Origin of the sequence: Streptomyces sp. SM18, assembly GCF_002910775.2 — a bacterium.
Lineage (GTDB): Bacteria > Actinomycetota > Actinomycetes > Streptomycetales > Streptomycetaceae > Streptomyces > Streptomyces halstedii.
This window is the reverse complement of sequence record NZ_CP029342.1, coordinates 2,487,691-2,512,043: the sequence shown is the minus strand read 5'-3', so window position 1 is coordinate 2,512,043 and position 24,353 is coordinate 2,487,691. Positions and strand designations below refer to the sequence as shown.

Below are 24,353 nucleotides of genomic sequence, written 5' to 3'. Positions count from 1 at the left end.
TCAGATCTTCAGATCTCCGTACTTTTCAGGGAGAGCCGTCATGGCACCGCGAATCCTGCTCGCCCGGCACGGCCAGACACAGTGGTCGGTCCAGGGCAATCACACCGGCAGGACCGACATCCCCCTCCTCGACAGCGGCCGTACGGGAGCCCGGCTGCTCGGCCGGCGGCTGCACCGGGAGCCCTGGAGCGGGCTCCCCGGTGTGGAGGTACGGACCAGCCCGCTGGTCCGGGCGGCCGAGACCTGCGCCCTCGCCGGGTTCGGCGACCGGGCCATGCCCTGGGACGCGCTGATGGAGTGGGACTACGGGGACTACGAGGGGCTGACCCCCGCCCAGATCAGGGCGGACCGGCCCGACTGGCTGATCTGGCGCGACGGGGTACCGGGCGGCGAGACCACGGCCGAGGTGGCGGCCCGTGCGGACACCGTCGTGGAGTGGGCGCGCTCGGCCGACCGGGACGTCCTGGTCTTCGCCCACGGGCACATCCTGCGGGCCCTGGCGGCGCGCTGGCTCGGCGAGGACCTGACCTTCGGCGCCCGTGTCCGGCTGGAGCCGACCTCGCTGTCGGTCCTCGGCTGGGCGTACGGCGAACCGGCCCTGGAGCGCTGGAACGACACGGGGCACCTGGACGGGTAGCGGTTCCGGGGGCCTGGGACGGCGTGTTCCGGCGACCGGGGGCCGGCGCCGACGTGCCCCGGCGACCCGGGGCCCCGGCGGCCGGAGGGCCGGACCGGGACCTGGCGACGCGAGGCCCCAGTCCGGGGAGCGTCCGGTCCCGGCCGCCGAAGGCCCGCGACGGCCAGGGCGGCCCCGGCCGGTCAGCTCGGCAGCGCCTCGTAGCGGTTCAGGAGGGCGGTCACCTCGGGGCCGCCCTGCGGGCCCAGCGCCCGCACGGTGGTCGCCAGCATGCCCCGGACGCGGGACGACTGGACCCGTTCCAGCAGGTCCAGCACCTCGTGCACCGCGGCGGCTGCCTCGTCGGCCGTCCCGGACCGCGTCAGGTCCCAGGCCAGCTGCGCCCGGTACAGCGCGAGGTTGCGGCTGAAGTGCGGGTCCTGGAGCCGGACCGCGCGCCGGGCGTGGCGGGCGGCCCGGGGCCAGTCACCCAGCGCCGACCAGCACTGGGCCACCAGGAACTCCAGCTCCGCCTCCCGGAAAAAGCTCATCCACTCCAGGTCCGTCCCGGCGGCCCCCTGGTCGAACGCCGTACGCGCCCGCCCGATGGACTGCTCGCACCCCGAGCGGTCCCCGAGCCACGCCCGGCCGCCCGCCTCCCGCAGCGCCAGCAGGGCCATCAGCCGCGGTGAACCCAGCGGGCGGGCCACCCGCTGGCCCGCCTCCGCCGCCCGTACCGCCTCGCGCGCCCGGCCCATGTCGCGGGCCAGGAACGACGCGTTGCAGAACGCGTGCGCCTCCAGCGCCGCGTCCCCGGCCAGCCGTGCCGTCGCGAGCGCCTCCGCGTAGTGCGAGCGCGCGTCGTCGAGGCGGCCCGAGTCGTGCGCCAGCCAGCCGACCGAGATCGCCAGCTCACCGGCGCCCGAGTAGAGCCGGTCCGAGGTGCTGCGACGGGCCGCCGAGGCCGCGTCGAGCAGGTCGAACGCGGCCCGGAGCGGCTGTGCCGCCCTCCGGTAGAGGCCGTCCGCGCCGTGCCGGTCGTCCAGCACCCGGATCTCCCGCACCGCCCTCTCGACGGCACTCACCTCGGCCTCGCCGACCCGCCGCTGGGCGGGCACGGAGACCGGAGCCGCGGCGGCGGCGGCGGGCGGGCCGTCCAGGCCCAGGGAAGCGGCCGCCACCGTGGCGGTGCCGCTCGTCATGAACACGCGACGTAGCACGTCGCACTCCTCGTCGGTATCGCTGTCGAGCGTGGAGGGCAGGGACAGCAGGGAAGGGGCGGACGGCATCACCGCTCGCGCCCCCCGCCCGCGCACGCTCTCGCGGGCCGAGAAACCCAGGTCCACCAGGGACGCCCCGGGGAACATGTGCAGGAACACCCGTTCGTACGCGTAGTTCGGGCAGCGGATCTCGCCCGCCTCCACGCGTCCGACGTACCGGGCGTCGCACGCGACCTGTTCACCGATCTCGCGCGCGGCTCTGCGGACCGCCGCCGCGAACTCCGCCGCGGAGCGCTGTCCGCGCAGCCGACGGAAGGCGAGGTTGGGAACTGCCCGTGTCGACACCATGGCGGGGCCCTCTCTGGTGCGCCGGGCCTCTGCTTCCGGTGTCCCGGCGGAGCAAGAACGTACCCGCCGTGACGGCACGCACACGCAGCGATTCCCAATAAAGCGGACATCTCTCCCGTGATCCGCCATGAACTGCCACCCTTTGCGGCGGCGTGCCGCCGTAGCCCTTGACGCGGTCGGCGCGTTGGTCCATGTGGAGACGGGGCGCGGCTCCGTATCGAGACGAAGAGGAGAGGTTCCCATGCCGCACATCGGCCCGGAGACCACACCGTGCGACCTGGTGACCGTCCCGGCGCGCCAAGGCCTGGAGGCGGTGGACATCCTGCGGCGGGGCGCCGGCCACCCGGGCGTCGGCCCGGTCCTGCACGACGGGACCTGTGCCACCCTCGGTTTCCTGGTGCCCCCGGGCACCGCCGACGCCTGGGACGTACCCGGAAGCGCCTGCACCCGCACGGACGGCCGGGGCCTGCGCATCCCCGCCGAACCGCCCGTCACCGGCGGCGGCTGGCTCCTGCCGCCCGGCGCGGACGCCCCCGTCACGGACCCGGCCGCCCTCCGCGCCGCGCTCGGCCAGGCGGCCCGGCTCATCGAGGCGGCCGACAACTGCCATTGAGGGCGTGGCGGCGCGACTCCTGCCACCGAGGCCATAATGGCCGGGTAGGCGGACCTCCCGCCGCCGCTCCCCTCCCCCGGGGCGGTCCGTCGAGGAAACCGGCCCGGACCGGTCAGCGAGGACGAACGCACGTGGCACGCCGAGGCACACCGGCCAAGGGCGCGGCCGCCCGGAAGCGGTCCGAGCGCACCCGGGAGCCGGTGGCCGCCCCGGTGGACGGCGGGCTCGCCGAACTCGTGCCCGACCGCGAACGCCCGCGCGGCTGGACCCTGCTGCTGGACGGCGCGCCCCAGTCCCATGTGGACCTCGACGACCCCGCATACCTCTCCTTCGCGTACCAGCGCCGGCTCGGCCATGTCATCGACCTCGCCGCGCCCGCGGGCCGGCCGCTGCACGCCGTGCACCTCGGCGGCGGCGCCTTCACCCTGGCCCGGTACCTCGCGGCGTCCCGCCCGCGCTCCACCCAGCAGATCATCGAGGTCGACGCGCCCCTCGTCGACCTGGTGCGCCGCGAACTCCCGCTGGACCCGCAGGCCCGGACTCGGGTGCGGGCCATGGACGCCCGCGCCGGACTCGGCAGGATCCCGGACGGCTGGGCCGACCTGGTGATCGCCGACGTCTTCAGCGGCGCCCGCACCCCCGCCCACCTGACCACCGTCGAATTCCTCACCGAGGTACGCCGGGTGCTCAGGCCCGGCGGACAGTACGCGGCCAACCTCACCGACGGTCCGCCGCTCGCCCACCTGCGCGGCCAGATCGCCACCGCCGCGGCGCTCTTCCCCGAACTCGCCCTCGCCGCCGACCCCGTGGTGTGGCGGGGCCGCCGCTTCGGCAACGCGGTCCTGGTCGCCTCGGACCTGCCCGTCGCCGTCGCCGAACTGACCCGGCGCGTGGCGGGCGACCCGCACCCCGGCCGGGTCGAACACGGCCGTGCCCTCGCCGACTTCACCGGCGGCGCCGCCGTCGTCACGGACGCGACCGCCCGGCCCTCCCCGCCCCCGCCGCCCGGCACCTTCGGCTGAACGGCGGGCCGGGCGCGGTCAGCGGTCCACCACCTCGACCGCCGGCGGATGGCCGTTCCAGGTGCAGAAGACGGAGACCGTCGCGCCCGCCCCGTCGCTGAAGTCCACCCGGATCCACTGGTTCTCGGTCCACACCGCCATCGACCAGCCCGGCTCCGGCGTGGCCGAGACCAGCGTCGCCGCGTCCGGTGCCAGCTCCAGCACGACCCGCCCGCCCCGCGTCGGATAGCTCCGCACGTCCCCCGAAGCCACCGAGGGCGCCGCCGAGGTGGATTCACCGCCCGACGGGCGGCCGGACGGCGGACGCGGCGAGGAGGACCGGGGGCCGGGCGGGGACGCCGGACGGGTGGCGCTCGCGCTCGGGGTGGGCGACGGCGACGCCCGGTGCGTCGAGGAGGAGACGGGTTCCTCGGTGGCCCGGTCGCCGCCCGCGCCCACCGAGACCGGCACCGCACGCGGCCGGTCGTACGCCGTACCCGACAGCACCGAGTGCACCCCCCACCACGACAGGGTGACCGACGCCCCGGTGGCGAGCGACCACGCGAGCGCGTGTACAAGTCCTCGGCGCATCCGGCACATCCTGCCGCACCCGCACCGGTGTTGTCCCTACGGGCACCCGACGCCCCCGCATGGGTTACGGTGCGGCCCATGCCCAGTGTGCTCGTGGTCGAGGACGACCAGTTCGTACGTTCCGCCCTCATCCGGCACCTGAGGGAGGCCTCGCACACCGTGCGCAGCGTCGGCACCGCGCTCGAAGCCCTGCGCGAGGTGGCGCACCACCGCTTCGACGTGGTCGTCCTCGACCTCGGACTGCCCGACCTGGACGGCGCCGAGGCACTGAAGATGCTGCGCTCCGTCACCGACGTGCCGGTGATCATCGCCACCGCCCGGGACGACGAGGCCGAGATCGTCCGACTGCTCAACGACGGCGCGGACGACTACCTGACCAAGCCGTTCTCCGTGGAGCACCTCTCCGCCCGGATGGCCGCCGTACTGCGCCGCACCCGGGGCCCCGCCGGCCAGGCACCGCCCCGGGTCATCCAGGTCGGCGGGCTGAGCGTCGATCCGCTGCGCCGCCAGGCCGAACTCGACGGCACGGCACTGGATCTGACGCGCCGTGAGTTCGACCTGCTGGCCTTCCTCGCCGGGCGCCCCGGAGTCGTCGTCCCGCGCAGGGAGCTGCTGGCCGAGGTCTGGCAGCAGTCCTACGGCGACGACCAGACCATCGACGTCCACCTCTCCTGGCTGCGGCGCAAGCTCGGTGAGACGGCGGCACGCCCGCGCTATCTGCACACCCTGCGGGGCGTCGGCGTGAAGCTCGAACCCCCGCCGGTCCCCGAGCACCGCGTATGAGATGGGCCCTGGTCAAAGTGAGCCTGGCGGTCACGGCCATGGTCGTGATCGCCTTCGCCGTCCCGCTCGGGCTGGTCGTCAGGGAGATGGCCCGCGACCGGGCCTTCTCCGACGCCGAACGGCAGGCCGCCACCATCGGCCCGACCCTCACCATCACCGGCGACCGGGAGGAGCTGACCCGGGCCGTCCTGTCCACCGAACCCGGCGGCCGGGGCCGGCTCGCTGTCCATGTGCCCGCCCCCGGCGAACCGGCCGCCCGGCCACCGGAGATCGGCACCGGGCGCGCCACCCGCGAGGACCTGGAGACGGTCCGGGAGTCCGGGCGCGCCTCGGTCACCGAGGTGCCGGGCGGCTTCGCGCTGCTCCAGCCCACCGCGCTGGGCTCCGGCGGCATCGCCGTGGTCGAGGTGTTCGTGCCCCAGGACGAGGTGTCCCACGGTGTCACCACCGCCTGGCTGATGCTGGCGGGTGTCGGCGCCGCCCTGATCGTCGGCTCGGTCGCCGTCGCCGACCGTCTCGGCGTACGCATGGTCGAGCCCGCCCGGCGGCTCGCGGGCGCCGCCCACGACCTGGGGGAGGGGCGGCTGGGGACCCGGGTCCCCGAGGAGGGCCCCACCGAACTGCGGTCCGCCGCCGCCGCGTTCAACTCGATGGCGGACCAGGTGGTCCAACTCCTGGCCGGTGAACGGGAACTGGCCGCCGACCTCTCGCACCGGCTGCGCACCCCGCTGACCGTGCTCCGGCTCAACGCGGCGTCCCTGGGCGAGGGACCTGCCGCCGAGCAGACCCGGGCGGCCGTGGAGCAGTTGGAGCGGGAGGTGGACACGATCATCCGCACGGCCCGGGAGCAGCGCCCGCAGACCCAGGGCCCGTACGGTGGCGTGGTCAGCGGCTGTGACGCCTGTGAGGTGATCCGCGAACGCATGGGGTTCTGGTCGGCCCTGGCCGAGGACGAGGGCCGTACGGTCCGGCTGGCGGGTGTCGACCGTACGGTACGAATCCCCGTCGCACGCGCCGAACTGGCCGCCGCGCTCGACGCCTTGCTCGGCAACGTCTTCCGGCACACCCCGGAGGGCACCGCGTTCGCCGTCGATGTGCACCACAGCGGGGACGCGGTGATCGTCCTGGTCTCGGACGCGGGCCCCGGCATCCCCGACCCGGAGGCGGCCCTCGCGCGGGGGGCGAGCGGACGCGGTGACGGGCCGGGGGCCGTGGGCTCGACCGGACTGGGGCTGGACATCGTCCGCAGGGTCGCCGAATCGACCGGCGGCGACCTGCGCGTCGGGCGCTCGGTGCTCGGCGGCACCGAGGTGCGCGTCTGGATCGCCCTGGACGGCGGCCCCTCGGAGCGCGGCCGCCGGGGGCACCGGTCGGGCGGGCGGGGCGTACGGCGGCAGCGGCGGCAGGCGAAGGGCCGGAGCGCGGACCCGCTCGGCACCCCCGGCGCGGGGTCCCAGCTTTAACCCGCGCCGATGTGCTCCTTAAGCCAGCCCTAAGAACACCGCCCCAGGTCCCGAAGGTCCGGTTCGTCGGTTCCCGTGCGGCTAGCGTGCAGACGGATTCCCCCCACGGGACACCGCGGGGCCGGAGGGCCGCAGACCGGCCCCCGTGCCCCGCGCCTCCCGGAGTCCCCCGAACCGCGCGCGCCCCGGCCGGCCCCCCACCCCACCACCGGCCGGGGCGCGCGCCTCCTTGTGCGGGCCTCCGGCGAACCCCGCGAGGCCGCACCGGAGTTCGGGGAAAGAACACGGAACCCGCCGCACCCCCCTCCGGACGACCCCGCGACGCCTCACCCCGTTCATCTTCCGGCGTGCCCCTCGGGGCCGGGCGGAAGCCGGGGCACCCCCGGGAAAGCGGCGCGGAAATGCCTCCCGTCCGAACCCCGTTCCGGGGCGCCGGACGGTTCCGAGGCCCCAACACCCCGCTGACCTGCGGACATTCGGGGAGGTCGAGGTGTCCACGCAGCTCGTTCCCCGTAACGCAAGCCTTCGGTCGGACACGTTCGCGTGACTTGGAGGACACACTCGGGCAACGGAAGCGTCTTCAACTCTTGACACCCACCCCCCTGAGGCAGCAATCTTCCGGCATCAGCGCATGGGAGCGCTCCCATATCGAACGAGGATTTTCGCTCGTACGGGGACGACACCGCCCATGTCCCTCCGTACCCCTGGCACCCGCACCCATCAGCGCGTATGCCGAGCAGATCGAACGCCAGTCCCACCCTGGAACAAGGAGTAGTGGAATGCGCATCACCCGCACCGTCGCAGGTCGACGCCGCAGAACGGCCGTCGTGGCCACCACGGGTCTCACCGCCGCCGCGCTGCTGCTGACCGGCTGCAGCGACTCCGGCTCGGACTCCGACGAGGCATCCGACTCGAACGGCAAGATCACCCTGACCCTGGCCGACTTCGGCCAGTTCGGGTACAAGGAGGCGGGCCTCTACGAGAAGTACGAGAAGCTCCACCCGAACATCCAGGTCAAGGCCACCACCACGGCCGACGAGCAGGTCTACTACCCGAAGTTCCTCCAGCAGCTCAACGCGGGCAAGGGGCTCGCCGACATCCAGGGCATCGAGGTCGGCCGCGTCAAGGAGCTGGTCGACACCAAGGCGGACGCCTTCGCGGACCTCTCCAAGGTCATCGACGCCAACCAGTGGGTCAACTGGAAGGCGCTGCAGGCCAGCACCGACGAGGGCAAGGTGATCGGCGCGGGCACCGACATCGGCCCGATGTCCCTCTGCTACCGCCGTGACCTGTTCGAGCAGGCGGGGCTGCCGACCGACCGCGAAGAGGTCGCCAAGAAGGTCGCCGGCGGCTGGGAGGACTACCTCAAGCTCGGCGAGGAGTACAAGAAGAAGGCCCCCAAGGGCACCTTCTACATGGACTCCGCCAGCGCCATGTACAACGGCGTGGTCAGCTCCAACGAGGAGCAGTACTACTCCAAGGACGGCAAGGCGATCTACAAGGAGAGCGCCGGCGTCAAGGCGGGCTGGAACCTCGCGGCCGAGGCCGCCGACAAGAAGCTGAGCGCCGGACTGGCCCAGTTCCAGGACCCGTGGAAGGCCGCGCTGCGCAAGGGTTCCGTCGCCACCATCGCCTGCCCCGCGTGGATGGCCGCCCAGATCTCCACCTACGCCGGTGACGACTTCAAGGGCAAGTGGGACATCGCCCGCACCCCGGGTGACACCGCGGCCAACTGGGGCGGTTCCTTCCTCGCCGTGCCGGCCAACGGCAAGCACGTCAAGGAGGCCGGCGAGTTCGTCAAGTGGGTGACCGCTCCCGAGCAGCAGGCCGCCGTGTTCAAGGCCGTCGGTGTCTTCCCGTCGAACAAGGGCGCCTACGACCTGCCCGACGTGAAGAACGCCACGCTGGAGTACTTCAACAACGCCCCCATCGGCGCGATCTACGCCGAAGAGGCCCAGTCCATCCCGGCGGCCGTGCTCGGCCCGAAGGACGGCGTCATCAAGGACAGCATCTCCACCCAGATCAACAACATGGAGCAGCGCGGCACCAAGCCCGACAAGGCGTGGGACGACGCCGTCGAGGCGGTCGACAAGGTGATCGGCTGACCCTCTCCGTAGCGGGCGGCCGGGACGGTGACCCCGTCCCGGCCCGCCCGCTCCGGCGCCGGCCTCCAGGCCGGCCCGCGCACGGATTCCGACACCCCACCGGACCTGACCAGAGGTCCGGCCTGCCCCTGCGGTGTCGGCACACCCAGGGAAGGACTCCCACCTGTGGCAACCTCGACCCCCACCCGGGGCACTCACGGCTCGCGGCCGGGCCGCCGCGCCCCGAAGGCCATGACCCCCGGCCGCCAGGCGTGGCGGAGCCGGCTCTGGCGCTTCGACGACAAGGCCTCGCCGTACGCGTACATCGCGCCCTTCTTCCTCATCTTCGGGGCCTTCGGGCTCTACCCCCTCATCTACACCGGCTGGATCGCCCTGCACCGGGTGGAGATGGTCAGCCTCGACCAGATGGACTGGGTCGGCTGGGAGAACTTCAGCAAGATCCTCCAGGACGACGAGTTCTGGACGGCCGTCGCCAACACCTTCGTCATCGGTGTGATCTCCACGGTCCCGCAGCTGCTGATGGCGCTGGGCCTGGCGCACCTGCTGAACTACAAGCTGCGGGCCAGCACCTTCTGGCGGACGGTGATCCTCACCCCGTACGCCACCTCCGTGGCCTCCGCCGCCCTCGTCTTCGCGCTCGTCTTCCGCGCCGACGGCGGGCTGCTGAACTGGGTCCTCGACTTCGTCGGCCTCGGCGACACCAACTGGGCCCAGGGCCACTGGTCGTCCAAGATCGCCATCGCGGTCATCGTGATCTGGCGCTGGACCGGCTACAACACCCTGATCTACCTGGCCGCGATGCAGGCCGTCCCGTCCGACCTCTACGAGGCCGCCTCGCTCGACGGCGCCTCGCGCTGGCAGCAGTTCCGCAACGTGACGATCCCGGCCCTGCGGCCCACGATCCTCTTCACGATCGTCATCTCGACCATCGGCTCGATGCAGCTCTTCGGTGAACCGCTGCTCCTGGAAGGCGGCACCATCGGCGCCCAGGGCGGCAGCGAGCACCAGTACGAGACGCTCAGCGTCTACCTGTACAACTACGGCTGGAAGCTCGGGCACCTCGGTCCGGCCGCCGCGGTCGCCTGGGCGATGCTTGCCCTGCTGCTGCTCATTGCCGCGATCAACTGGCTCGTCGGGCGCTCCGTGCGCAAGACCGCGGCCTGACCGGGAGCGATACCCATGACCACGACCAGTCCCCTCACCGTCCCGGACCGCCGCGGTGTGTCCAAGGCCGCCGCCCCCGGCACCCCGCCGAGGCGCAACAGGTTCAAGCAGGGCGCGGGCCGCCAGCACCACGGCGGGCCCTTCGCCTACTTCGCCCTCGCCGTCGTCGGCATCGGCTCCCTCTTCCCGCTGTACTGGACGCTCGTCGCGGCCTCCCGTACCCAGGACGAGGTGCTGGACTCGCCCCCGCCGTTCATCCCCGGCGGCAACCTGTTCAGCAACCTCCAGACGGCCTGGGAGCAGGCCCAGCTCGGCAAGGCGATCTGGAACACCTTCCTGGTGTCCGCCAGCATCACCGCGGCGACGCTCTTCTTCTGCACCCTGGCCGGCTACGCCTTCGCCAAGATGCGCTTCAGGGGGCGCGGCGCGCTGATGACGATGGTCATCGCCACCCTGACGGTCCCGCCCCAGCTCAGCGTCGTACCGCTGTACATGATGATGTCGGACATCGGATGGAACGGTCAGCTGGAGTCGGTGATCTTCCCGACCCTGGTGAGCGCCTTCGGTGTGTTCTTCATGCGCCAGTACCTGGTGGAGGCACTGCCGTACGAGCTCATCGAGGCGGGCAGGGTGGACGGTGCGAACAACCTGCGCATCGTGTGGAGCATCGTGCTTCCCGTCGCCCGACCGGCCATGATGGTCCTCGGCATGCTCACCTTCGTCCAGACGTGGAACGACTTCTTCTGGCCGTACCTCGCCCTGGGTGCGGAGAACCCGACCCTCCAGGTCGCGCTCGGCCAGCTGAGCGCCTCCTACGTCCCCGACCAGAGCATCGTGATGGCGGGCGCTCTGATCAGCACCCTGCCGCTGCTCGTCGTCTTCGTCATCTTCGGCAAGCGGATCGTCGGGGGCATCATGTCCGGAGCGGTCAAGGGCTGACCCGCCCCGCCGTCCCCGTTCCCGGCGCGCGTTCCCGTATCCGGTCCGCTTCCCGTTCCCGGTCCGAGAACCCGTACCGGTCTCCTGGTCCGACCCCGGCCGTCCGTACGGTCCGTACCTGACCACAGGCCCTTCGGGGCCGGGGTCCCCGCTCTTCCCGTCCACGTTCGTCAACCCATGGGAGCGCTCCCGCATGACTGCAGTACGACCTGACACCACCCCCCAGGCGCCCGAGGCAACGAACTTCCCCACGGGCTTCATCTGGGGCGCGGCCACCGCCTCCTACCAGGTGGAGGGCGCCGCCGCCGAGGACGGCCGAACGCCGTCCATCTGGGACACCTTCAGCCGCACCCCCGGCAAGGTCCGCAACGGCGACACCGGCGACATCGCCGCCGACCACTACCACCGCTACCGCGACGACGTCGCCCTGATGAAGGAGCTGGGCCTGAAGGCCTACCGCTTCTCCGTCTCGTGGTCGCGGGTCCAGCCCACCGGCCGCGGCCCCGCCGTCGAACGCGGGCTGGACTTCTACCGCAAGCTCGTCGACGAACTGCTCGACGCGGGCATCATGCCCGTCGCCACCCTCTACCACTGGGATCTGCCCCAGGAGTTGGAGGACGCCGGCGGCTGGCCGGAGCGCGCGACGGCCGACCGGTTCGCCGACTACGCCGCGATCGTCTCCGGCGCGCTCGGCGACCGCGTCGGCATGTGGACCACCCTCAACGAGCCGTGGTGCTCGGCCTATCTCGGCTACGGCTCCGGCGTGCACGCGCCCGGCCGCACCGAGCCCGCGGCGGCGCTGCAGGCGGCCCATCACCTCAACCTCGCCCATGGCCGGGCGATCGAGGTTCTGCGTGCCCAACTCCCCGCTGCCGCGCAGACCTCGGTCACCCTCAACCTCCACCAGGTCCGCCCGCTCACCGACAGCGCGGCCGACGCGGACGCCGCCCGCCGGATCGACGCGGTCGGCAACCGGGTCTTCACCGGCCCGATGCTGCGCGGGGAGTACCCCGAGGACCTGATCGCCGACACCTCGCACCTGGTCGACTGGTCGAAGCTGGTCAAGGACGGCGACCTGGCGGCCATCTCCCGCCCGGTCGACTCGCTCGGCATCAACTACTACACGCCGACGCTGGTCTCGTCCCCGGTCGAGGGGGCCGAGTACGCGCGCAGCGACGCCCACGGCGCCAGCGACCACTCCCCGTGGCCCGGCTCCGAGCACGTCGCCTTCCACCTCGCCGAGGGGAAGGAGCGCACCGCGATGGACTGGTCGATCGACCCCAACGGCCTCTACGACCTCCTCATGGACGTGCACCGGGACCACCCCGGCCTGCCGCTGATGGTCACCGAGAACGGCGCCGCCTTCGACGACTACGTCTCGCCCGAGGGCAAGGTCGAGGACCCCGAGCGCATCGCGTACCTGCACGGGCACCTCGACGCCGTACGCCGTGCGGTCGCCGACGGCGCGGACGTGCGCGGCTACTTCCTGTGGTCGCTGATGGACAACTTCGAGTGGGCGTACGGCTATTCGCGGCGCTTCGGTGCGGTGTACGTCGACTACGCCTCCCAGCGCCGCATCCCCAAGGCGAGCGCCCACTGGTACTCCGACGTGATCCGCCGTCACGCCCTGCCGCCGGAGGGCGGTACGGCCTGATCGACGAGGCGCGAAAGCGCGACCGAAGCGGGACCCGGCCGGGGGGCCGGGTCCCGCTTTTTCGTGCCCTCACGCCTGGTTCCCTGCCCTCATACCTGCGCGTCCTCGCCACCCCGTAGTCTTGGGAGCGCTCCCAAGAAGTGTGGCGCTGCGGAACGGCCGATGGGCCCGCACAAGTGTCAAGGGATCGGACAGCGGGACTTGGTTTGGTAATCCGGCTGTGAGAAATTGACCGCGAACGGGAGGCAGCCATGGCGGCAGCGCGAGTACGGAGTGGCGGGCGGCCCACGCTCGAAGAGGTAGCGGCACGGGCCGGGGTGGGGCGGGGCACCGCCTCGCGCGTCATCAACGGCTCCCCGAGGGTCAGTGCCCAGACGCGCGAGGCCGTCGAGGCGGCCGTCGCCGAACTGGGGTACGTACCCAACCGCGCGGCCCGCGCCCTCGCCGGGAACCGCACGGACGCCATCGCCCTCGTCGTACCCGAGTCGGAGACCCGGTTCTTCGCCGAGCCGTACTTCTCCGACATCGTGCGCGGGGTCGGGGCGGCGCTGGCCGACACCGAGATGCAACTGCTGCTGACCCTCGCGGGCAACGACCGCGAGCGCCGGCGCCTGGCCCAGTACCTGACCGCGCACCGGGTCGACGGGGTGCTGCTGGTCTCCGTGCACGCCGACGACCCGCTGCCCGACCTGCTGGAACAGCTCGGCATGCCGTCGGTGATCAGCGGCCGCAGACACGCGGCCGAGACCCTGCCCTCGGTCGACTCCGACAACTTCGAGGGCGCGCGGGCCGCGGTCGACCACTTCATAGCGCGGGGCCGGCGGTCCATCGCCACCATCACCGGACGCCTGGACGTCTACGGCGCCCAGCGCCGCCTCGACGGCTACCGCAAGGCCATCGCCTCGGCGGGGCTGGACCCCGACGAACGGCTCATCGCCCCGGCCGACTTCAGCGAGGAGAGCGGCGCCCGCGCCATGCGCGAACTCCTGGCCCGCCGCCCGGACGTGGACGCGGTCTTCGCGGCCTCGGACGTGATGGCGGCCGGTGCCCGCCAGGTGCTGCGCGAGTCCGGCCGGCGGATCCCGGACGACGTGGCGTTGATCGGCTTCGACGACTCCGCGGTGGCCCGCCACATGGACCCGCCGCTGACGAGTGTGCGCCAGCCGATCGAGGAGATGGGCCGCGTGATGGCCGCCGTGCTCCTCCAGGAGATCGCCCAGCACCACGAGGGCCGTACCGAGGAGCGCCCGAGGATCGTGCTCCCCACGGAACTGGTGATCCGCGAGTCGTCCTGAGGCGGGGGAGGGGCCCGGTCGCGGGACGGGTACCGGTCGAGGGGTGGGTACCGGTGCTCATCGCAAGGCCCGACCGGGCATCTACAGGAAGGGCAAAACTTTCACAACTCCTCCATGTCTCGGCTGTGTGGACGTTATGGTTCCCCGCATACGGATGTGTGTGACGCATCACACACCGTCACGCAACGATCTGCCGCGCGAACGGTTCCGGCCGGCAGTGCATGGGGGGCCGCATGCAGAAGATGATCAAGGGTGCCAACATCGGTCTGGCTGCCCTCAGCGAGAACGTCGGTTCGGTCGTGATGAGCCTGGGCTGGAGCAGCCCGACCGGGGAGGGCGACGCGGATGTCTCCGTGCTCCTCCTCGACGGCAACGGCAAGGTGCGCGGCGACGCCGACTTCTGCTTCTACAACAATCCGGTCGTCGGCAACGGCAGCGTACAACTGCTCGGGAAGACGCCCACGTCCGACGGTGACGAGGACCGGATCAGCTTCGACCTGGACGCGGTACCGGCGGAGGTCGAGCAGATCGTCGTGGCGGCCAGCCGGTACGGCGGGGCGCGGTTCGGTGATCTCGACGATCTCCGTCTGACGCTCGCCGACGGCTCGGGTGACAGCCTGGTCCAGTTCTCCGTGGAGGACGCGGGCGCCGTGAGCGCCTGTGTCTTCGGCGAGCTCTACCGGCGGGACGGCGCCTGGAAGTTCCGTGCCGTCGGGCAGGGATACGCATCCGGTCTGGCCGGTCTGGCGACGGACTTCGGCGTCGACATCGACGACGACGCGGAGGCCGAGGCGGAGGCCGACGTGGGGGCCGGAGCGGGGCCGGGGAAGGTGCCCGACGGCCCGCGGGGCGGCTTGGTGGACGAGCCCGACGGGCAGGCCGGCTCCCCGGCGGCGGTCCCCGCGCCACGCGCACCGGAACCCGCGCCGACCGCCCCGGCCGGCATCGTGCGGACACCGTCCGAGGAGCCGAAGCCACGCGCCAGGACGCGCACGGCGAGGAAGAAGGTCACGCTTCCCAGGACGGAGAAGAAGACACTGGCGGAGAACGACTCCTGGCGTACCGCCAGGCTGTTCCCGCTCTCCGCGCTCAAGAACGACCGCGAACGTGAGACCCGGGCCACGTCCGTCCTGTTGTCGGTGATGACCCAGGTACCGGAGTTCGGGCGGCGCCTGACCGCGGGATTCGGGGCACCCGCCGGGCGTATGGAGACGTTCACCGAGGTCTCGCTGCCGCACGGGGACTCACCCAGGCGCCCGGACGGCGTCATCCGCGTCGAACGGGCGGGCAAGCTGTGGACCGCGCTGGTCGAGACGAAGACCAACGGCAACGCCCTCAAGCCGGACCAGGTACAGGCGTACATGGACATCGCCGCGCGCCGCGGCTACGAGGCCGTCATCACCCTCTCCAACGACGTGGCGCTCGACGGCACCCCGCTCGTCGATGTCCGGATCGACGGCCGGCGCAAGCACAAGGTGGCTCTCTGGCACCTGTCCTGGGCCGAGGTCGCGCACCAGGCGCAGATGCTGATCCGCCACGAGGGGGTGGGCAACGCCAGTCACGCGTGGCTGCTGCGGGAACTGCTCCACTACCTCCAGCACGAGCACTCGGGCTGTCACGGATTCCAGAACATGGGAGCCGCCTGGGTGCCCGTCCGCAAGGCGATCGACGACGAGACCCTCTCCCAGGGCGATCCCCGGGCCACCGAGGTGATCGAGAGCTGGGAACGGCTCGTCCGCCAGGTCTGCCTGGGGCTCGGTGGTGAGCTCGGCCACAAGGTGCTCCCGGTCCAGCGCGCGAAGCGGGGGACCGACCCCCGGGCCCGCCGGGCCACCCTCGCCGATCAGCTCTGCTCCCAGGGCCGGCTCCACTCGGAACTCCGTATCGAGGGGACACCCGGCATCCTCGCCATCACCGCGGACCTGCGGACCCGGAAGCTCCGCACCTCGATCGAGGTGCCGACGGCCGAAGGCGGCTATCCGCTCAGCCGTGCCAAGCGCCTGATCCGCCAACTCGCGGCGGCACCGGCGGACCTGCACATCGAGACGCTCGTCGAAGGCGGCACCGGCCCACGGGGGACGCTGGAACGGCTGCGCCCCGAACCGGCGGACATCCTGCCCAAGGACGGCGCGGAGATCTCCGGCTTCCGCCTCTCCCTGTTCAAGGGCATGGGCAACGGGCGGGGCAACGCCGAGACCGGGTTCATCCGCAGCGTCGACGAGGCGGTGGACCGCTTCCACACCCACGTGATCGCTCACCTGGAGACCCGGGGAACACGCCGGCCGGCGGCCGAGCCGGCGGAGGCCCGCTGAATCCGGGCAGCTTCCCCGGGGCCGCCTGGCAGGGCTCTCCGGCCCCGGCGGGACCGGGCGGGGCCCCGGCGCCGAACGCCCGGTCCGGCCCGCCCAGGGGCGGGAACACGGCCGTTCCGGAGGCGCGGGGAGGTCCTGCCGCGTCGGGGGAGTGCGCGGCAGGACCTGTGGGGCGCGTGCCCGGTCGAGGACGGTTCATGCGGGAACGCTTGAGGGCCGGCAGACCGGCCTGGGGGAGTCGTGCGGGACGTACCTCCAGAAAATTCTGGCGCGGTTCACGTAGAGGGCCGTGTTGGAGCCGTCGCGGAGTTCGACTCTGCGTGGCAGAAGCCAACGACTCGAACTCGGCGACAGGCAGAGGTCGAAGCCGTCAGGTGCGAATGTCCCAGGACAGGCTGCGTCGCGATCACCTGGCCGAAGTGCTTCGCATCCCCCGCCCGAGCGCACCTCCCGATTGCCCCGAGCACCCTCATCCCGGGCAAGGAAAGCTGAGCGCTTTCGGTTGTACCGGCCCGAGCGGACACGGGGTACGCCGACGACTGGGAGCAGTAGGTCCGCGGCGTGAGCCGAGGATGGCGCGAAATGCCGCTGAAAGTCCGATGTACTGACACCGTGTCGGCTCCATAGAGTTGTAACCCGAGCCGGATCGAGGGAGGGCAAAGGATGGACGCGGAGATCACCCTTCTGGCGGGTACTGCCGGGACGACGATCGCGGCGCTGCTGGCGACCGACACGTGGAACGGCGTGCGGAACGGCGTGGTCAGTCTGTGGCGACGTGTCCGGCCGGACCACGAGGAGCAAGTCGGCGCCCAGCTCGACGCGTCGCGCCGGGACCTCCTGGGCGCGCAGAGCAGTGGTGACGAGGAGGCCGAGCGGGAGATCGCTGCGGAGTGGCAAGGCCGCATTCGCCGCCTCCTCGTCGCGCACCCCGAGCTGGTGGCGGAACTGCGCTCCCTGCTTACCGAACTCGACCCCGGCACACCCGCCACCCCGACCGTCACCCAACGTGCGACCGCCTCCGGCAGCTCACGCGTCTACCAGGCCGGCCGCGACCTGAACGTCGACCAGCGGTGACCGGCCGCAACGACGGCCGGGCCGCTGACCAGGGGCGTGTCTACCAGGCTTCCGGAGACCAGCACATCATCGAGCACCACCATCACGGCGCCGCCTGGGCCGGCCCGGACTCGGTGAGGCACCCGCCCATCGGCCGAGCACCGGCGATCCTGAGGGACCGCGACGAACTCGTCGGACGCCTGAAAGAGGCGGTAACCGAGGGCGCCGGAAGCACCGTGTTCGTCCTGCACGGCCTGGGAGGATGCGGAAAGACGGCCGTGGCGTGCGCACTCTTCGAACACGCCACCGGGGAACGCGGACGCCTGGGCCTGTGGGTCAACGCCTCCGATCAGGCATCCCTGCGGGCCGGGATGCTTGCTGTGGCCGCCGACCGTGGCGCCGGCGACGGTGAGCTGATGGCCGCACGCAACGGCTTACGCGCGGCCGCGGACCTGGTCTGGGACCACCTCGACCGGTCCGACGTGCCATGGCTGCTGGTGCTGGACAACGCCGATGACCCAGCGGTGCTGCGGGACGGCGGATGGCTGCGTACCAGCCCGCGCGGAACCGTCCTCGTGACCACACGGCAGGCCGCCGGCCACTGGTGGCCCGCTGCCGAGCTGCTGTACGTGGATGTCCTGCCGCGTGCGGAGGCGGCTCAGGTCCTGCGCGATCTCGCCCCAGGAACGGGTTCTGCCGAGGACGCGGCCGCCATTGCCGACAGCCTCGGCCGCCTGCCGCTCGCCCTGACTCTGGCCGGCGGGTTTCTGGCCCACCAGGTGATCGACCCCTGGACGATGGAGGAGTACGGGCGCCGTCTGCAGGAGCGTCCGGATCCCATCGAACTGATCGACCAGGGAGCCATCGACGCGGGCAACGACTCGCGTCACCTGGTCAGCGGAACGTGGCAGCTCTCGCTGAATTCCCTGGTCGGGCAGAACCTGCCCGAGGCTGTTGTCTTGCTGCGCCTTCTGGCCTGCTGGTCGAACGACCCGCTGCCCCTGTCGCTGCTGGCCAACACCCGGCTCGACCTGCCCCTGCCCGCGGGCCGGGTGGAAATGGCGCTTCGGGGGCTGCTTGACCATTCGCTCACCGAACTCGTTCCCGGCGACATTCGCTGCCTGCGTACGCACGGAGTGCTGCTCGACAGCGTCGCGCGCGTCACCCCGGCCGGTGAACGCGACCAACTCGCCTCCACGGCGGCTGGACTTCTTCTGCACTCCCTGCCCGCGTCCCCGGAACGCGGCTTGCGTGACAGCCTGCTCACCCCCCTCGCCCCACATGTCCTGGCTCTGCTTCGCCGCATCGTCACCTGGCCCGAGATCACGATCGCCACCATTGAGTCCGCTGCCGCTTGCGCCCTGCGTCTGGTGACAGCCCAGCATCGTTCCGGCGATTACGCGTCTGCGCTGGCCATGGCCGAACAGGCGACGCTTCTCGTACGACGACGACTGGGAAACGATCACGTCCTGGTGCTGCGCCTGCGGCAGCGGATCGGGAAGGCGACCGATCGTCTGGGGCTCCTTGAAGAGGCAGCGGATCTCCACCGCGGGCTGCTCGACGACTTCGAACGGGTTTGTGGTCCCGAGGCGCTGGACACCCTGACCACCTGCCTCCATCTGTCCCGTCCGTTGGTCTGGCTCGATCGAGTGCCGGAAGCCGTGCAGTTGATGCATCGGGCGGTCGCCGGGCGAGCCGCGCTGCTTGGCCCATGGCACCCGCTGACGCTGGAGGCGAGGACGTGTCTGCTCGAACTGCCCCCAGGACCGGACCTGGACCGCGAGGCACTGGCAGGAACGGGTTTGGTCGCCGACTGCCGCCGTGAGTTGGGCCCAGACCACCCGATCACACTGTCGGCCGACCTCAACTGCGCAGGTGCACTGCTCAACACCGGAAAGTACGCCGAAGCATTGCTGTCGGCCCGCCGTGCGCTGGAGGCGCACGAACGCCGGTTCGGAGCTCGCTACCCCATCACGCTGGCGGCACGAAGCCTGCTCAGCAACGTCCTGCACGCGGTCGGCGAGTACCAGGAAGCCATCGAGCAGGCGGAAATCGTCAGGAAATGGCGCGAGCTGGTGCTCGGTCCGGAGCACCCGTGGACGAGGGGAATCCGGGACAAGCTCGGGCGGTACCGGCATTCCCTGGCGGAGGCAACGTCACCAGACTCGAACTGACTCGCGGTGGTCCGGTGTCCGTTCAGGATTCGGAGTCCGCCACCGGTGCGGACTCCGTGATCCACACGGGTCCATCTCCACACATCACCTTGATTCCGTCCGCCGACTGCAACGATGTGCGCAGAACTCTCAGACGACGGTCAGCCACCATGGCAACTGGGCCGGATCTTCCGGAGCTGCCGAACCTGACGGCGCGTACCTGATTGTGGATCTCTTCCCTGGCGGTGTTCCAGTCGATCTGAGAGAACTCGGGTTCCATCCACCCCGCGTAGGTGGCCGACCTCTCATCCTGCGGCGTACCAGGCGAACCGGCTACGGCCAGCGAGAGCGCACGGGGCAGAAGCCGCTCGATGTATCGGTCGACCTCTTCCCACAACAACTGGGGGGCGACATCGTCACCCAACGCGATACCCGCCTCCTGCGCCAGGATCCCGCCGGAGTCGAATTCGCTCTCCATCCAGTGGATGCTGACGCCGATTTCCTTGTCGCCGTTCCTGATTGCCCAATTGACCGGAATGGGGCCTCGGTATTTCGGCAGCATCGACGTATGCACATTGATGGCACCCAAGTTCGTCGACCGGAGTACCGCCGGCGGCAGCTTCCAGGGGAAGCCGTAGCAGACGATGAGATCGGCCTGGTATCCCGTGATGATGTGCGGCAACATGCTTTTACGGCCCGGAACCAGCAGATCCATCCCGTTCGGCAGGGCGTCGACGATCTCGCCCACGACATCGCCCGCACCGCGTCGCGTCGGCTCCCCCGGCCGCAGCGATCGAGCATGCAGGTAAGCGACGGGGGTATGTCCGGCCTGCCGGCACACGCGGTGCAGGAGGGCGAAGCCCTGTGCGGAGTATGAAATTAGAATAATGCGCATTTATGGCCCTTATGTTGCGGCAGGCTTCCGGCCGAAACTCTTATGTCCATCCCGGGCTCTCCACCGAGCTCGGGGCGGGATTGCCCGGCTCTACTCCTCGGTCACGGTCGGCGGAGGCAGTTGGGTGACCTGGCGGCTGAAGAAATTGTCCAACGGCTCGCCGGACCGGTGCATCTCCTGGATCGCCCGCCGGTATCGGGAGATGGTGCGCGGATCGCTGAAACGGATACCGCCGGCGAGTTCGCCGTCGTCGTCATAAAGCACCTCGTACATCACCGAGGAGCCGAGGACGACGATTTCCGGAAGCGGGTGCTGCGTTTCGTACCGGAGGATGCCGTCCCCGCTGAGGACTCTCGTGTCCTCCCCGCACTGGGCCTTCAGGTGCAGCAGGTGGAGTTCCCACTGGAGGTACGGAGAGATGGGCTCCTCCACGCAGCGGACACGGTGGAGGGCGAATCCGCTTCCGGCGATTCGCCGGAGGTACTTCTCGTAGTGACCCCGCTGTCCCTCGATCAGTGCCAGGGACTCGTCCCAGTGCCCCTTGCGGAAGGCCTCCCAGCTCTCCACCCCGGGCTCTTGGAAGCTCTGCTGACGTTCGAGCTTCCAGAACCCCTCGGGGCCGGAATTCCAGAAATGGCGACCGAAGTCCTCTGTGTAGTCGTCAAGTTCGAGGCGCTGACCCGGGCCGTCGGCCTGTGGGCTAAGCATCGGGAAGGTCCACCTTCGCCGCAGCGGCTGTCCTGCGGGGGATGACGACGATCCGTTCGTCCGGGGCGACGACGAGTCCCGGGGGAAGGTTGGGGAGGTAGGAACCGGTGAGGTCTCGGCCAACGACGGCGATGTCCCCGTTCTCCAGCTCCCAGATGTCCGGGCATCCCTGCTCGCCGCCCGTGGTCCCGAGCTCGGTGGGGGATTTACCCAGGCGGCGCAGCAACGGCGAAGAGGGATCGGCTTCCCAGCCCCGAATCATCACGGTTCTCCATCCAGTCCCCCTGAAGGTAACCTAGATCACACCTCACGCAACGTCGGGCAGAGACTTCCAGCCAGCCGAAGGCAACGGCTCGTCCCCCTGCATCGACTGGATGACGGGATCATCCGGCCCCGGTAGGGAAACCGTCCCCTTGGCGCCGCCGTCCAGGATCGCCTCACCTGAGTAGCAACAGCCGAGGGATCCACAGACTGTGTACCGCCGGTCGAGCAGGAGACCGTCGGAAGTGCCGGCCGAACAGCGGTGTCGATTCGGGGCGCGGGGGTATCAGGGCATGCTGCATCGCAGCGGCTCCTCGTGGTTCGTAGAAGGCGCGGTGCCGGCTTCTCCTGCAAAGCCGCCGACACCGCGCCCAGGTGAATCCCTCACTCAGGGCGGGCCCTGTCGCGGGAGTTGCCAGATCCCGGACACGGGTCTCAGGTCACGCGGGGCAGTCGGCCGCGCTCGTGATATCAGCTCGTTGGGTACGGCCGGAACACGCGGCTAACTTCCGGCACAACCCCGCCCCGAACAGCCGCTGGTGAGCGTCGTCCGGAGTGGCCGGGTCCCGCCGTGCCCTGAAAGAAGCCCCGCAGATGAGCTATGGGGTTGTGGGTTGGACCTGGAGCGGCACGATCCCCTGGATCAAGCCCGCCGGCCAGCCCTACAAGGGCGGATTCAAGCAGGCCGCCGAGTTCATCACCTGGGGCGTCAGGGGCGGCCTGACCAAGGACCGGCTCGCGCCGGTATTCGTCCCGGGTCCGCGAGTCGATACCGGTGAGGCGGTCGACGTGGCGCCGAGCCCACTCGGTCAGGGGCACGTCGTCAGGGTCCTGCTCGGGCTCGATGAAGCCCGGCCCGGAATTTGCCCAAAGGGCCACCGCTGCTTGTGGGCGTCGACGAGCTTCTTGAACGTGTCGGCCTGCTCCACGTCCTCGAACCTTTCGGCTTCCCATGTGCCGCCACGCCCTCCTGGAGCCAGTGGAGCTGGTAGCTCGCCGTTCCGTTCTTGCGGACCGCTTCCTGACCGTTGCCATGAGGCGCACGGTGGGCCGGAAATCCGGCCGCGCCTGGCCGTGGCTGGTCCGCCTCGACGGACGAAAAAGCCCCTGACCGGCGTTTCCGCAGGTCAGGGGCTTCCCTGAAAGGGTGAGTAACGGGACTTGAACCCGCGACATCCTGGACCACAACCAGGTGCTCTACCATCTGAGCTATACCCACCATGTCGTCCGGTCGTTTCCGACCGGCCGAGAAAAAGTGTACAGGGTCCGGGAGGGTGCTCGCGCACCTGTTTCCCCGGACCCGGTCACAGGCCGGGAATACGGCCGTGACCAGGGGACGGACTACTGTCCGGCGGGACCGCTGTGGCGCGCCGCGATCTCCTTGGCGCGGGCCGAGTCCGGGCCGGGCTGCGGGACGAAGACCGCCTCCCGGTAGTACCGCAGCTCCGTGATGGAGTCGCGGATGTCCGCCAGGGCACGGTGGTTGCCGTTCTTCTCCGGACTGTTGAAGTACGCCCTCGGGTACCAGCGGCGCGCCAGCTCCTTGACCGAGGACACATCGACGATCCGGTAGTGCAGGAAGCCCTCCAGCGACGCCATGTCCCGCGCGAGGAAGCCGCGGTCGGTCCCGACCGAGTTTCCGCACAGGGGGGCCTTGCCGGGCTCCTTGACGTGCTCGCGGACGTAGGCCAGGACCCGCTCCTCGGCGTCCGCCAGGGTCGTGCCCCCCGCCAGCTCGTCGAGGAGGCCCGAGGCGGTGTGCATCTGCCGCACCACCTCGGGCATGGTCTCCAGGGCCGCGTCCGGCGGGCGGATCACGATGTCCACCCCTTCGCCGAGCACGTTCAGTTCCGAGTCGGTGACCAGTGCGGCCACCTCGATGAGTGCGTCGTCCGCCAGCGAGAGCCCGGTCATCTCGCAGTCGATCCACACCATGCGGTCGTTCATGCGTCCACCCTACGGGGCGCTCCGCTGGCCCGGCAGGGCCGGGCGACCGGGAACATAGGGCTCTGGAGCCGCTCTCAGGCCCTCCGGGAGCCCCTCGGGCCCCGCGGCGGCGCCCCGCCGGGTCGACGCCGTGCCCTGGGCGGGGACGGACGCCTCCAGCACCGGGGCGATGCCCTCCATCGCGCCGCCCTGCGGACGGCGGGCCCGGTAGGCGGCCCGGTAGGCGGCCGGTGAGGAGCCGAGCTGGCGGCGGAAGTGCCCGCGCAGCGCGACCGGGGAGCGGAAGCCGCAGCGCCCCGCCACCTCGTCCACCGAGTAGTCGGAGGTCTCCAGCAGCCGCTGCGCCTGGAGCACCCGCTGGGTGATCAGCCACTGGAGCGGCGCGCTGCCCGTGAGCGAACGGAACCGGCGGTCGAAGGTCCGCCTGCTCATGTAGGCCCGCGCGGCCAGCGTCTCCACGTCGAACTGCTCGTGGAGGTGCTCCAGCGCCCACGCCACCACTTCGGCGAGCGGGTCGGAGCCGATCTCCTCAGGTAAAGACCGGTCGAGGTAGCGCTCCTGGCCGCCGCTGCGCCGTGGCGGGACGACCAGTCTGCGGGCCAGGGCCCCGGCCGCTTCCGTGCCATGGTCGGTACGGACTATGTGGAGGCACAGATCGATTCCGGCCGCCGTCCCGGCCGAGGTGAGCACATCGCCGTCGTCGACGAAGAGTTCACGCGGATCGACGTGCACCGACGGATAGCGCTTGGCCAGCGTCGGCGCGTACATCCAGTGCGTGGTGGCCGGGCGCCCGTCCAGCAGGCCGGCGGCCGCGAGCACGAAGGCCCCCGTGCACAGTCCGACGATGCGGGCGCCCTCCTCGTGGGCGCGGCGCAGCGCGTCCAGGGCCTCGGCGGGCGGCGGCGAGGTGATGGACCGCCAGGCGGGCACCACGACGGTGCCGGCCCTGCTGATCGCCTCCAGTCCGTGCGGGGCGGTCAGTTCGAGACCGCCCGTGGTGCGCAGCGGCCCTTCCTCCCCGCCGCAGACCAGCAGGCGGTAGCGGGGAACTCCCGCGTCCTGCCGGTCGATTCCGAAAACGGAGAGCGGGATGGAGCTCTCGAAGATAGGGCCACCACTGAACAGCAGTACGGCTACGACTTCCCGGCGTCGCCGTCCGGTCAGTTTTCGTGCGGCCTCCGTAACGGTGGCGGAGTCCTGGCTCATGACGCTAAGCCCCCCTCGGTGTTCGC

Annotated in this window: 20 protein-coding genes and 1 tRNA gene; 13 read left to right on the top strand and 8 right to left on the bottom strand. The window is 71.1% G+C overall.

What is annotated here, in order from left to right; all coding sequences use genetic code 11:
- Positions 1-40: 40 nt before the first annotated feature.
- Positions 41-637 (top strand): histidine phosphatase family protein, encoded by a 597-nt coding sequence (locus B9S64_RS11090; RefSeq protein WP_103489217.1) that lies wholly within the window; start codon positions 41-43, stop codon positions 635-637.
- Between the two features lie 182 nt (positions 638-819).
- On the opposite strand, the gene B9S64_RS11085 is transcribed toward B9S64_RS11090, so the two are convergent.
- Complete coding sequence (locus tag B9S64_RS11085; protein ID WP_103489216.1) at positions 820-2,184, bottom strand: transcriptional regulator; 1,365 nt, start codon at positions 2,182-2,184, stop codon at positions 820-822.
- A 241-nt stretch (positions 2,185-2,425) separates the two neighbouring features.
- On the opposite strand from B9S64_RS11085, the gene B9S64_RS11080 reads away from it, so the two are divergent.
- Together B9S64_RS11080 and B9S64_RS11075 are read left to right on the top strand one after the other, a co-directional pair.
- The gene (locus B9S64_RS11080) at positions 2,426-2,797 is read left to right on the top strand and encodes a hypothetical protein (protein ID WP_103489215.1); all 372 of its coding nucleotides are present in this window, start codon (positions 2,426-2,428) and stop codon (positions 2,795-2,797) included.
- Between the two features lie 131 nt (positions 2,798-2,928).
- Complete coding sequence (locus tag B9S64_RS11075; protein WP_103489214.1) at positions 2,929-3,819, top strand: spermidine synthase; 891 nt, start codon at positions 2,929-2,931, stop codon at positions 3,817-3,819.
- A gap of 18 nt (positions 3,820-3,837) precedes the next feature.
- On the opposite strand, the gene B9S64_RS11070 is transcribed toward B9S64_RS11075, so the two are convergent.
- Positions 3,838-4,389, bottom strand: a complete 552-nt coding sequence (locus B9S64_RS11070) for a hypothetical protein (RefSeq protein ID WP_103489213.1) — start codon at positions 4,387-4,389, stop codon at positions 3,838-3,840.
- Positions 4,390-4,467: 78 nt separating this feature from the next.
- Between B9S64_RS11070 and B9S64_RS11065 the strand changes: the two genes are divergently transcribed.
- The 10 genes from B9S64_RS11065 (at position 4,468) to B9S64_RS11020 (ending at position 19,331) form a co-directional block, all read left to right on the top strand.
- Positions 4,468-5,172 (top strand): response regulator transcription factor, encoded by a 705-nt coding sequence (locus B9S64_RS11065; RefSeq protein WP_181012146.1) that lies wholly within the window; start codon positions 4,468-4,470, stop codon positions 5,170-5,172.
- The gene (locus B9S64_RS11060) at positions 5,169-6,635 is read left to right on the top strand and encodes a HAMP domain-containing sensor histidine kinase (RefSeq protein ID WP_109492031.1); all 1,467 of its coding nucleotides are present in this window, start codon (positions 5,169-5,171) and stop codon (positions 6,633-6,635) included. The genes B9S64_RS11065 and B9S64_RS11060 overlap by 4 nt, the downstream gene beginning before the upstream one ends.
- A gap of 779 nt (positions 6,636-7,414) precedes the next feature.
- Positions 7,415-8,740 carry an ABC transporter substrate-binding protein gene (locus B9S64_RS11055; protein ID WP_103489547.1) on the top strand — a complete coding sequence of 442 codons (1,326 nt, stop codon included), beginning with the start codon at positions 7,415-7,417 and terminating at the stop codon, positions 8,738-8,740.
- A gap of 165 nt (positions 8,741-8,905) precedes the next feature.
- On the top strand, positions 8,906-9,904 hold the full coding sequence (locus B9S64_RS11050) for a carbohydrate ABC transporter permease (protein ID WP_103489548.1): 999 nt from the start codon (positions 8,906-8,908) through the stop codon (positions 9,902-9,904).
- 15 nt (positions 9,905-9,919) lie between these two features.
- Positions 9,920-10,843, top strand: a complete 924-nt coding sequence (locus B9S64_RS11045; RefSeq protein WP_103489549.1) for a carbohydrate ABC transporter permease — start codon at positions 9,920-9,922, stop codon at positions 10,841-10,843.
- Between the two features lie 193 nt (positions 10,844-11,036).
- Positions 11,037-12,497 (top strand): GH1 family beta-glucosidase, encoded by a 1,461-nt coding sequence (locus B9S64_RS11040; RefSeq protein WP_103489550.1) that lies wholly within the window; start codon positions 11,037-11,039, stop codon positions 12,495-12,497.
- 251 nt (positions 12,498-12,748) lie between these two features.
- Complete coding sequence (locus B9S64_RS11035; RefSeq protein ID WP_028442941.1) at positions 12,749-13,792, top strand: LacI family DNA-binding transcriptional regulator; 1,044 nt, start codon at positions 12,749-12,751, stop codon at positions 13,790-13,792.
- 233 nt (positions 13,793-14,025) lie between these two features.
- Positions 14,026-16,104, top strand: coding sequence for a TerD family protein (locus tag B9S64_RS11030; protein WP_103489551.1), 2,079 nt, complete (start codon positions 14,026-14,028; stop codon positions 16,102-16,104).
- 663 nt (positions 16,105-16,767) lie between these two features.
- Positions 16,768-17,178 (top strand): hypothetical protein, encoded by a 411-nt coding sequence (locus B9S64_RS11025; protein WP_103489552.1) that lies wholly within the window; start codon positions 16,768-16,770, stop codon positions 17,176-17,178.
- Complete coding sequence (locus B9S64_RS11020) at positions 17,175-19,331, top strand: tetratricopeptide repeat protein (RefSeq protein ID WP_103489553.1); 2,157 nt, start codon at positions 17,175-17,177, stop codon at positions 19,329-19,331. Before B9S64_RS11025 ends, B9S64_RS11020 begins: the two co-directional genes overlap by 4 nt.
- A gap of 22 nt (positions 19,332-19,353) precedes the next feature.
- On the opposite strand, the gene B9S64_RS11015 is transcribed toward B9S64_RS11020, so the two are convergent.
- The 6 genes from B9S64_RS11015 to B9S64_RS10985 form a co-directional block, all read right to left on the bottom strand.
- On the bottom strand, positions 19,354-20,205 hold the full coding sequence (locus B9S64_RS11015) for a methionyl-tRNA formyltransferase (RefSeq protein ID WP_103489554.1): 852 nt from the start codon (positions 20,203-20,205) through the stop codon (positions 19,354-19,356).
- A gap of 90 nt (positions 20,206-20,295) precedes the next feature.
- The gene (locus B9S64_RS11010) at positions 20,296-20,913 is read right to left on the bottom strand and encodes a DUF6879 family protein (protein WP_103489555.1); all 618 of its coding nucleotides are present in this window, start codon (positions 20,911-20,913) and stop codon (positions 20,296-20,298) included.
- Entirely contained in the window at positions 20,906-21,175 is a 270-nt protein-coding gene (locus B9S64_RS11005; RefSeq protein ID WP_030625703.1) for a hypothetical protein, read from the bottom strand. Before B9S64_RS11005 ends, B9S64_RS11010 begins: the two co-directional genes overlap by 8 nt.
- A 1,145-nt stretch (positions 21,176-22,320) precedes the next feature.
- Positions 22,321-22,393: transfer RNA gene (locus tag B9S64_RS10995), tRNA-His, on the bottom strand.
- Between the two features lie 122 nt (positions 22,394-22,515).
- A complete protein-coding gene (gene orn / locus B9S64_RS10990; RefSeq protein WP_028442934.1) occupies positions 22,516-23,121 on the bottom strand; it encodes an oligoribonuclease in 606 nt (201 codons plus the stop codon).
- A 9-nt stretch (positions 23,122-23,130) separates the two neighbouring features.
- Positions 23,131-24,327 carry a helix-turn-helix domain-containing protein gene (locus B9S64_RS10985; RefSeq protein ID WP_103489557.1) on the bottom strand — a complete coding sequence of 399 codons (1,197 nt, stop codon included), beginning with the start codon at positions 24,325-24,327 and terminating at the stop codon, positions 23,131-23,133.
- Positions 24,328-24,353 lie beyond the last annotated feature (26 nt).

Bases quoted from the DNA above. Each gene is read 5' to 3' on its own strand.
- B9S64_RS11040 (WP_103489550.1), top strand. From the start codon at position 11,037: ATGACTGCAGTACGACCTGACACCACCCCCCAGGCGCCCGAGGCAACG.
- B9S64_RS11045 (WP_103489549.1), top strand. From the start codon at position 9,920: ATGACCACGACCAGTCCCCTCACCGTCCCGGACCGCCGCGGTGTGTCC.
- B9S64_RS11035 (WP_028442941.1), top strand. From the start codon at position 12,749: ATGGCGGCAGCGCGAGTACGGAGTGGCGGGCGGCCCACGCTCGAAGAG.
- B9S64_RS11025 (WP_103489552.1), top strand. From the start codon at position 16,768: ATGGACGCGGAGATCACCCTTCTGGCGGGTACTGCCGGGACGACGATC.
- B9S64_RS11090 (WP_103489217.1), top strand. From the start codon at position 41: ATGGCACCGCGAATCCTGCTCGCCCGGCACGGCCAGACACAGTGGTCG.
- B9S64_RS11055 (WP_103489547.1), top strand. From the start codon at position 7,415: ATGCGCATCACCCGCACCGTCGCAGGTCGACGCCGCAGAACGGCCGTC.
- B9S64_RS11005 (WP_030625703.1), bottom strand. From the start codon at position 21,175: ATGATTCGGGGCTGGGAAGCCGATCCCTCTTCGCCGTTGCTGCGCCGC.
- orn (WP_028442934.1), bottom strand. From the start codon at position 23,121: ATGAACGACCGCATGGTGTGGATCGACTGCGAGATGACCGGGCTCTCG.
- B9S64_RS11070 (WP_103489213.1), bottom strand. From the start codon at position 4,389: ATGCGCCGAGGACTTGTACACGCGCTCGCGTGGTCGCTCGCCACCGGG.
- B9S64_RS11080 (WP_103489215.1), top strand. From the start codon at position 2,426: ATGCCGCACATCGGCCCGGAGACCACACCGTGCGACCTGGTGACCGTC.
- B9S64_RS10985 (WP_103489557.1), bottom strand. From the start codon at position 24,327: ATGAGCCAGGACTCCGCCACCGTTACGGAGGCCGCACGAAAACTGACC.
- B9S64_RS11085 (WP_103489216.1), bottom strand. From the start codon at position 2,184: ATGGTGTCGACACGGGCAGTTCCCAACCTCGCCTTCCGTCGGCTGCGC.
- B9S64_RS11065 (WP_181012146.1), top strand. From the start codon at position 4,468: ATGCCCAGTGTGCTCGTGGTCGAGGACGACCAGTTCGTACGTTCCGCC.
- B9S64_RS11010 (WP_103489555.1), bottom strand. From the start codon at position 20,913: ATGCTTAGCCCACAGGCCGACGGCCCGGGTCAGCGCCTCGAACTTGAC.
- B9S64_RS11030 (WP_103489551.1), top strand. From the start codon at position 14,026: ATGCAGAAGATGATCAAGGGTGCCAACATCGGTCTGGCTGCCCTCAGC.
- B9S64_RS11015 (WP_103489554.1), bottom strand. From the start codon at position 20,205: ATGCGCATTATTCTAATTTCATACTCCGCACAGGGCTTCGCCCTCCTG.
- B9S64_RS11060 (WP_109492031.1), top strand. From the start codon at position 5,169: ATGAGATGGGCCCTGGTCAAAGTGAGCCTGGCGGTCACGGCCATGGTC.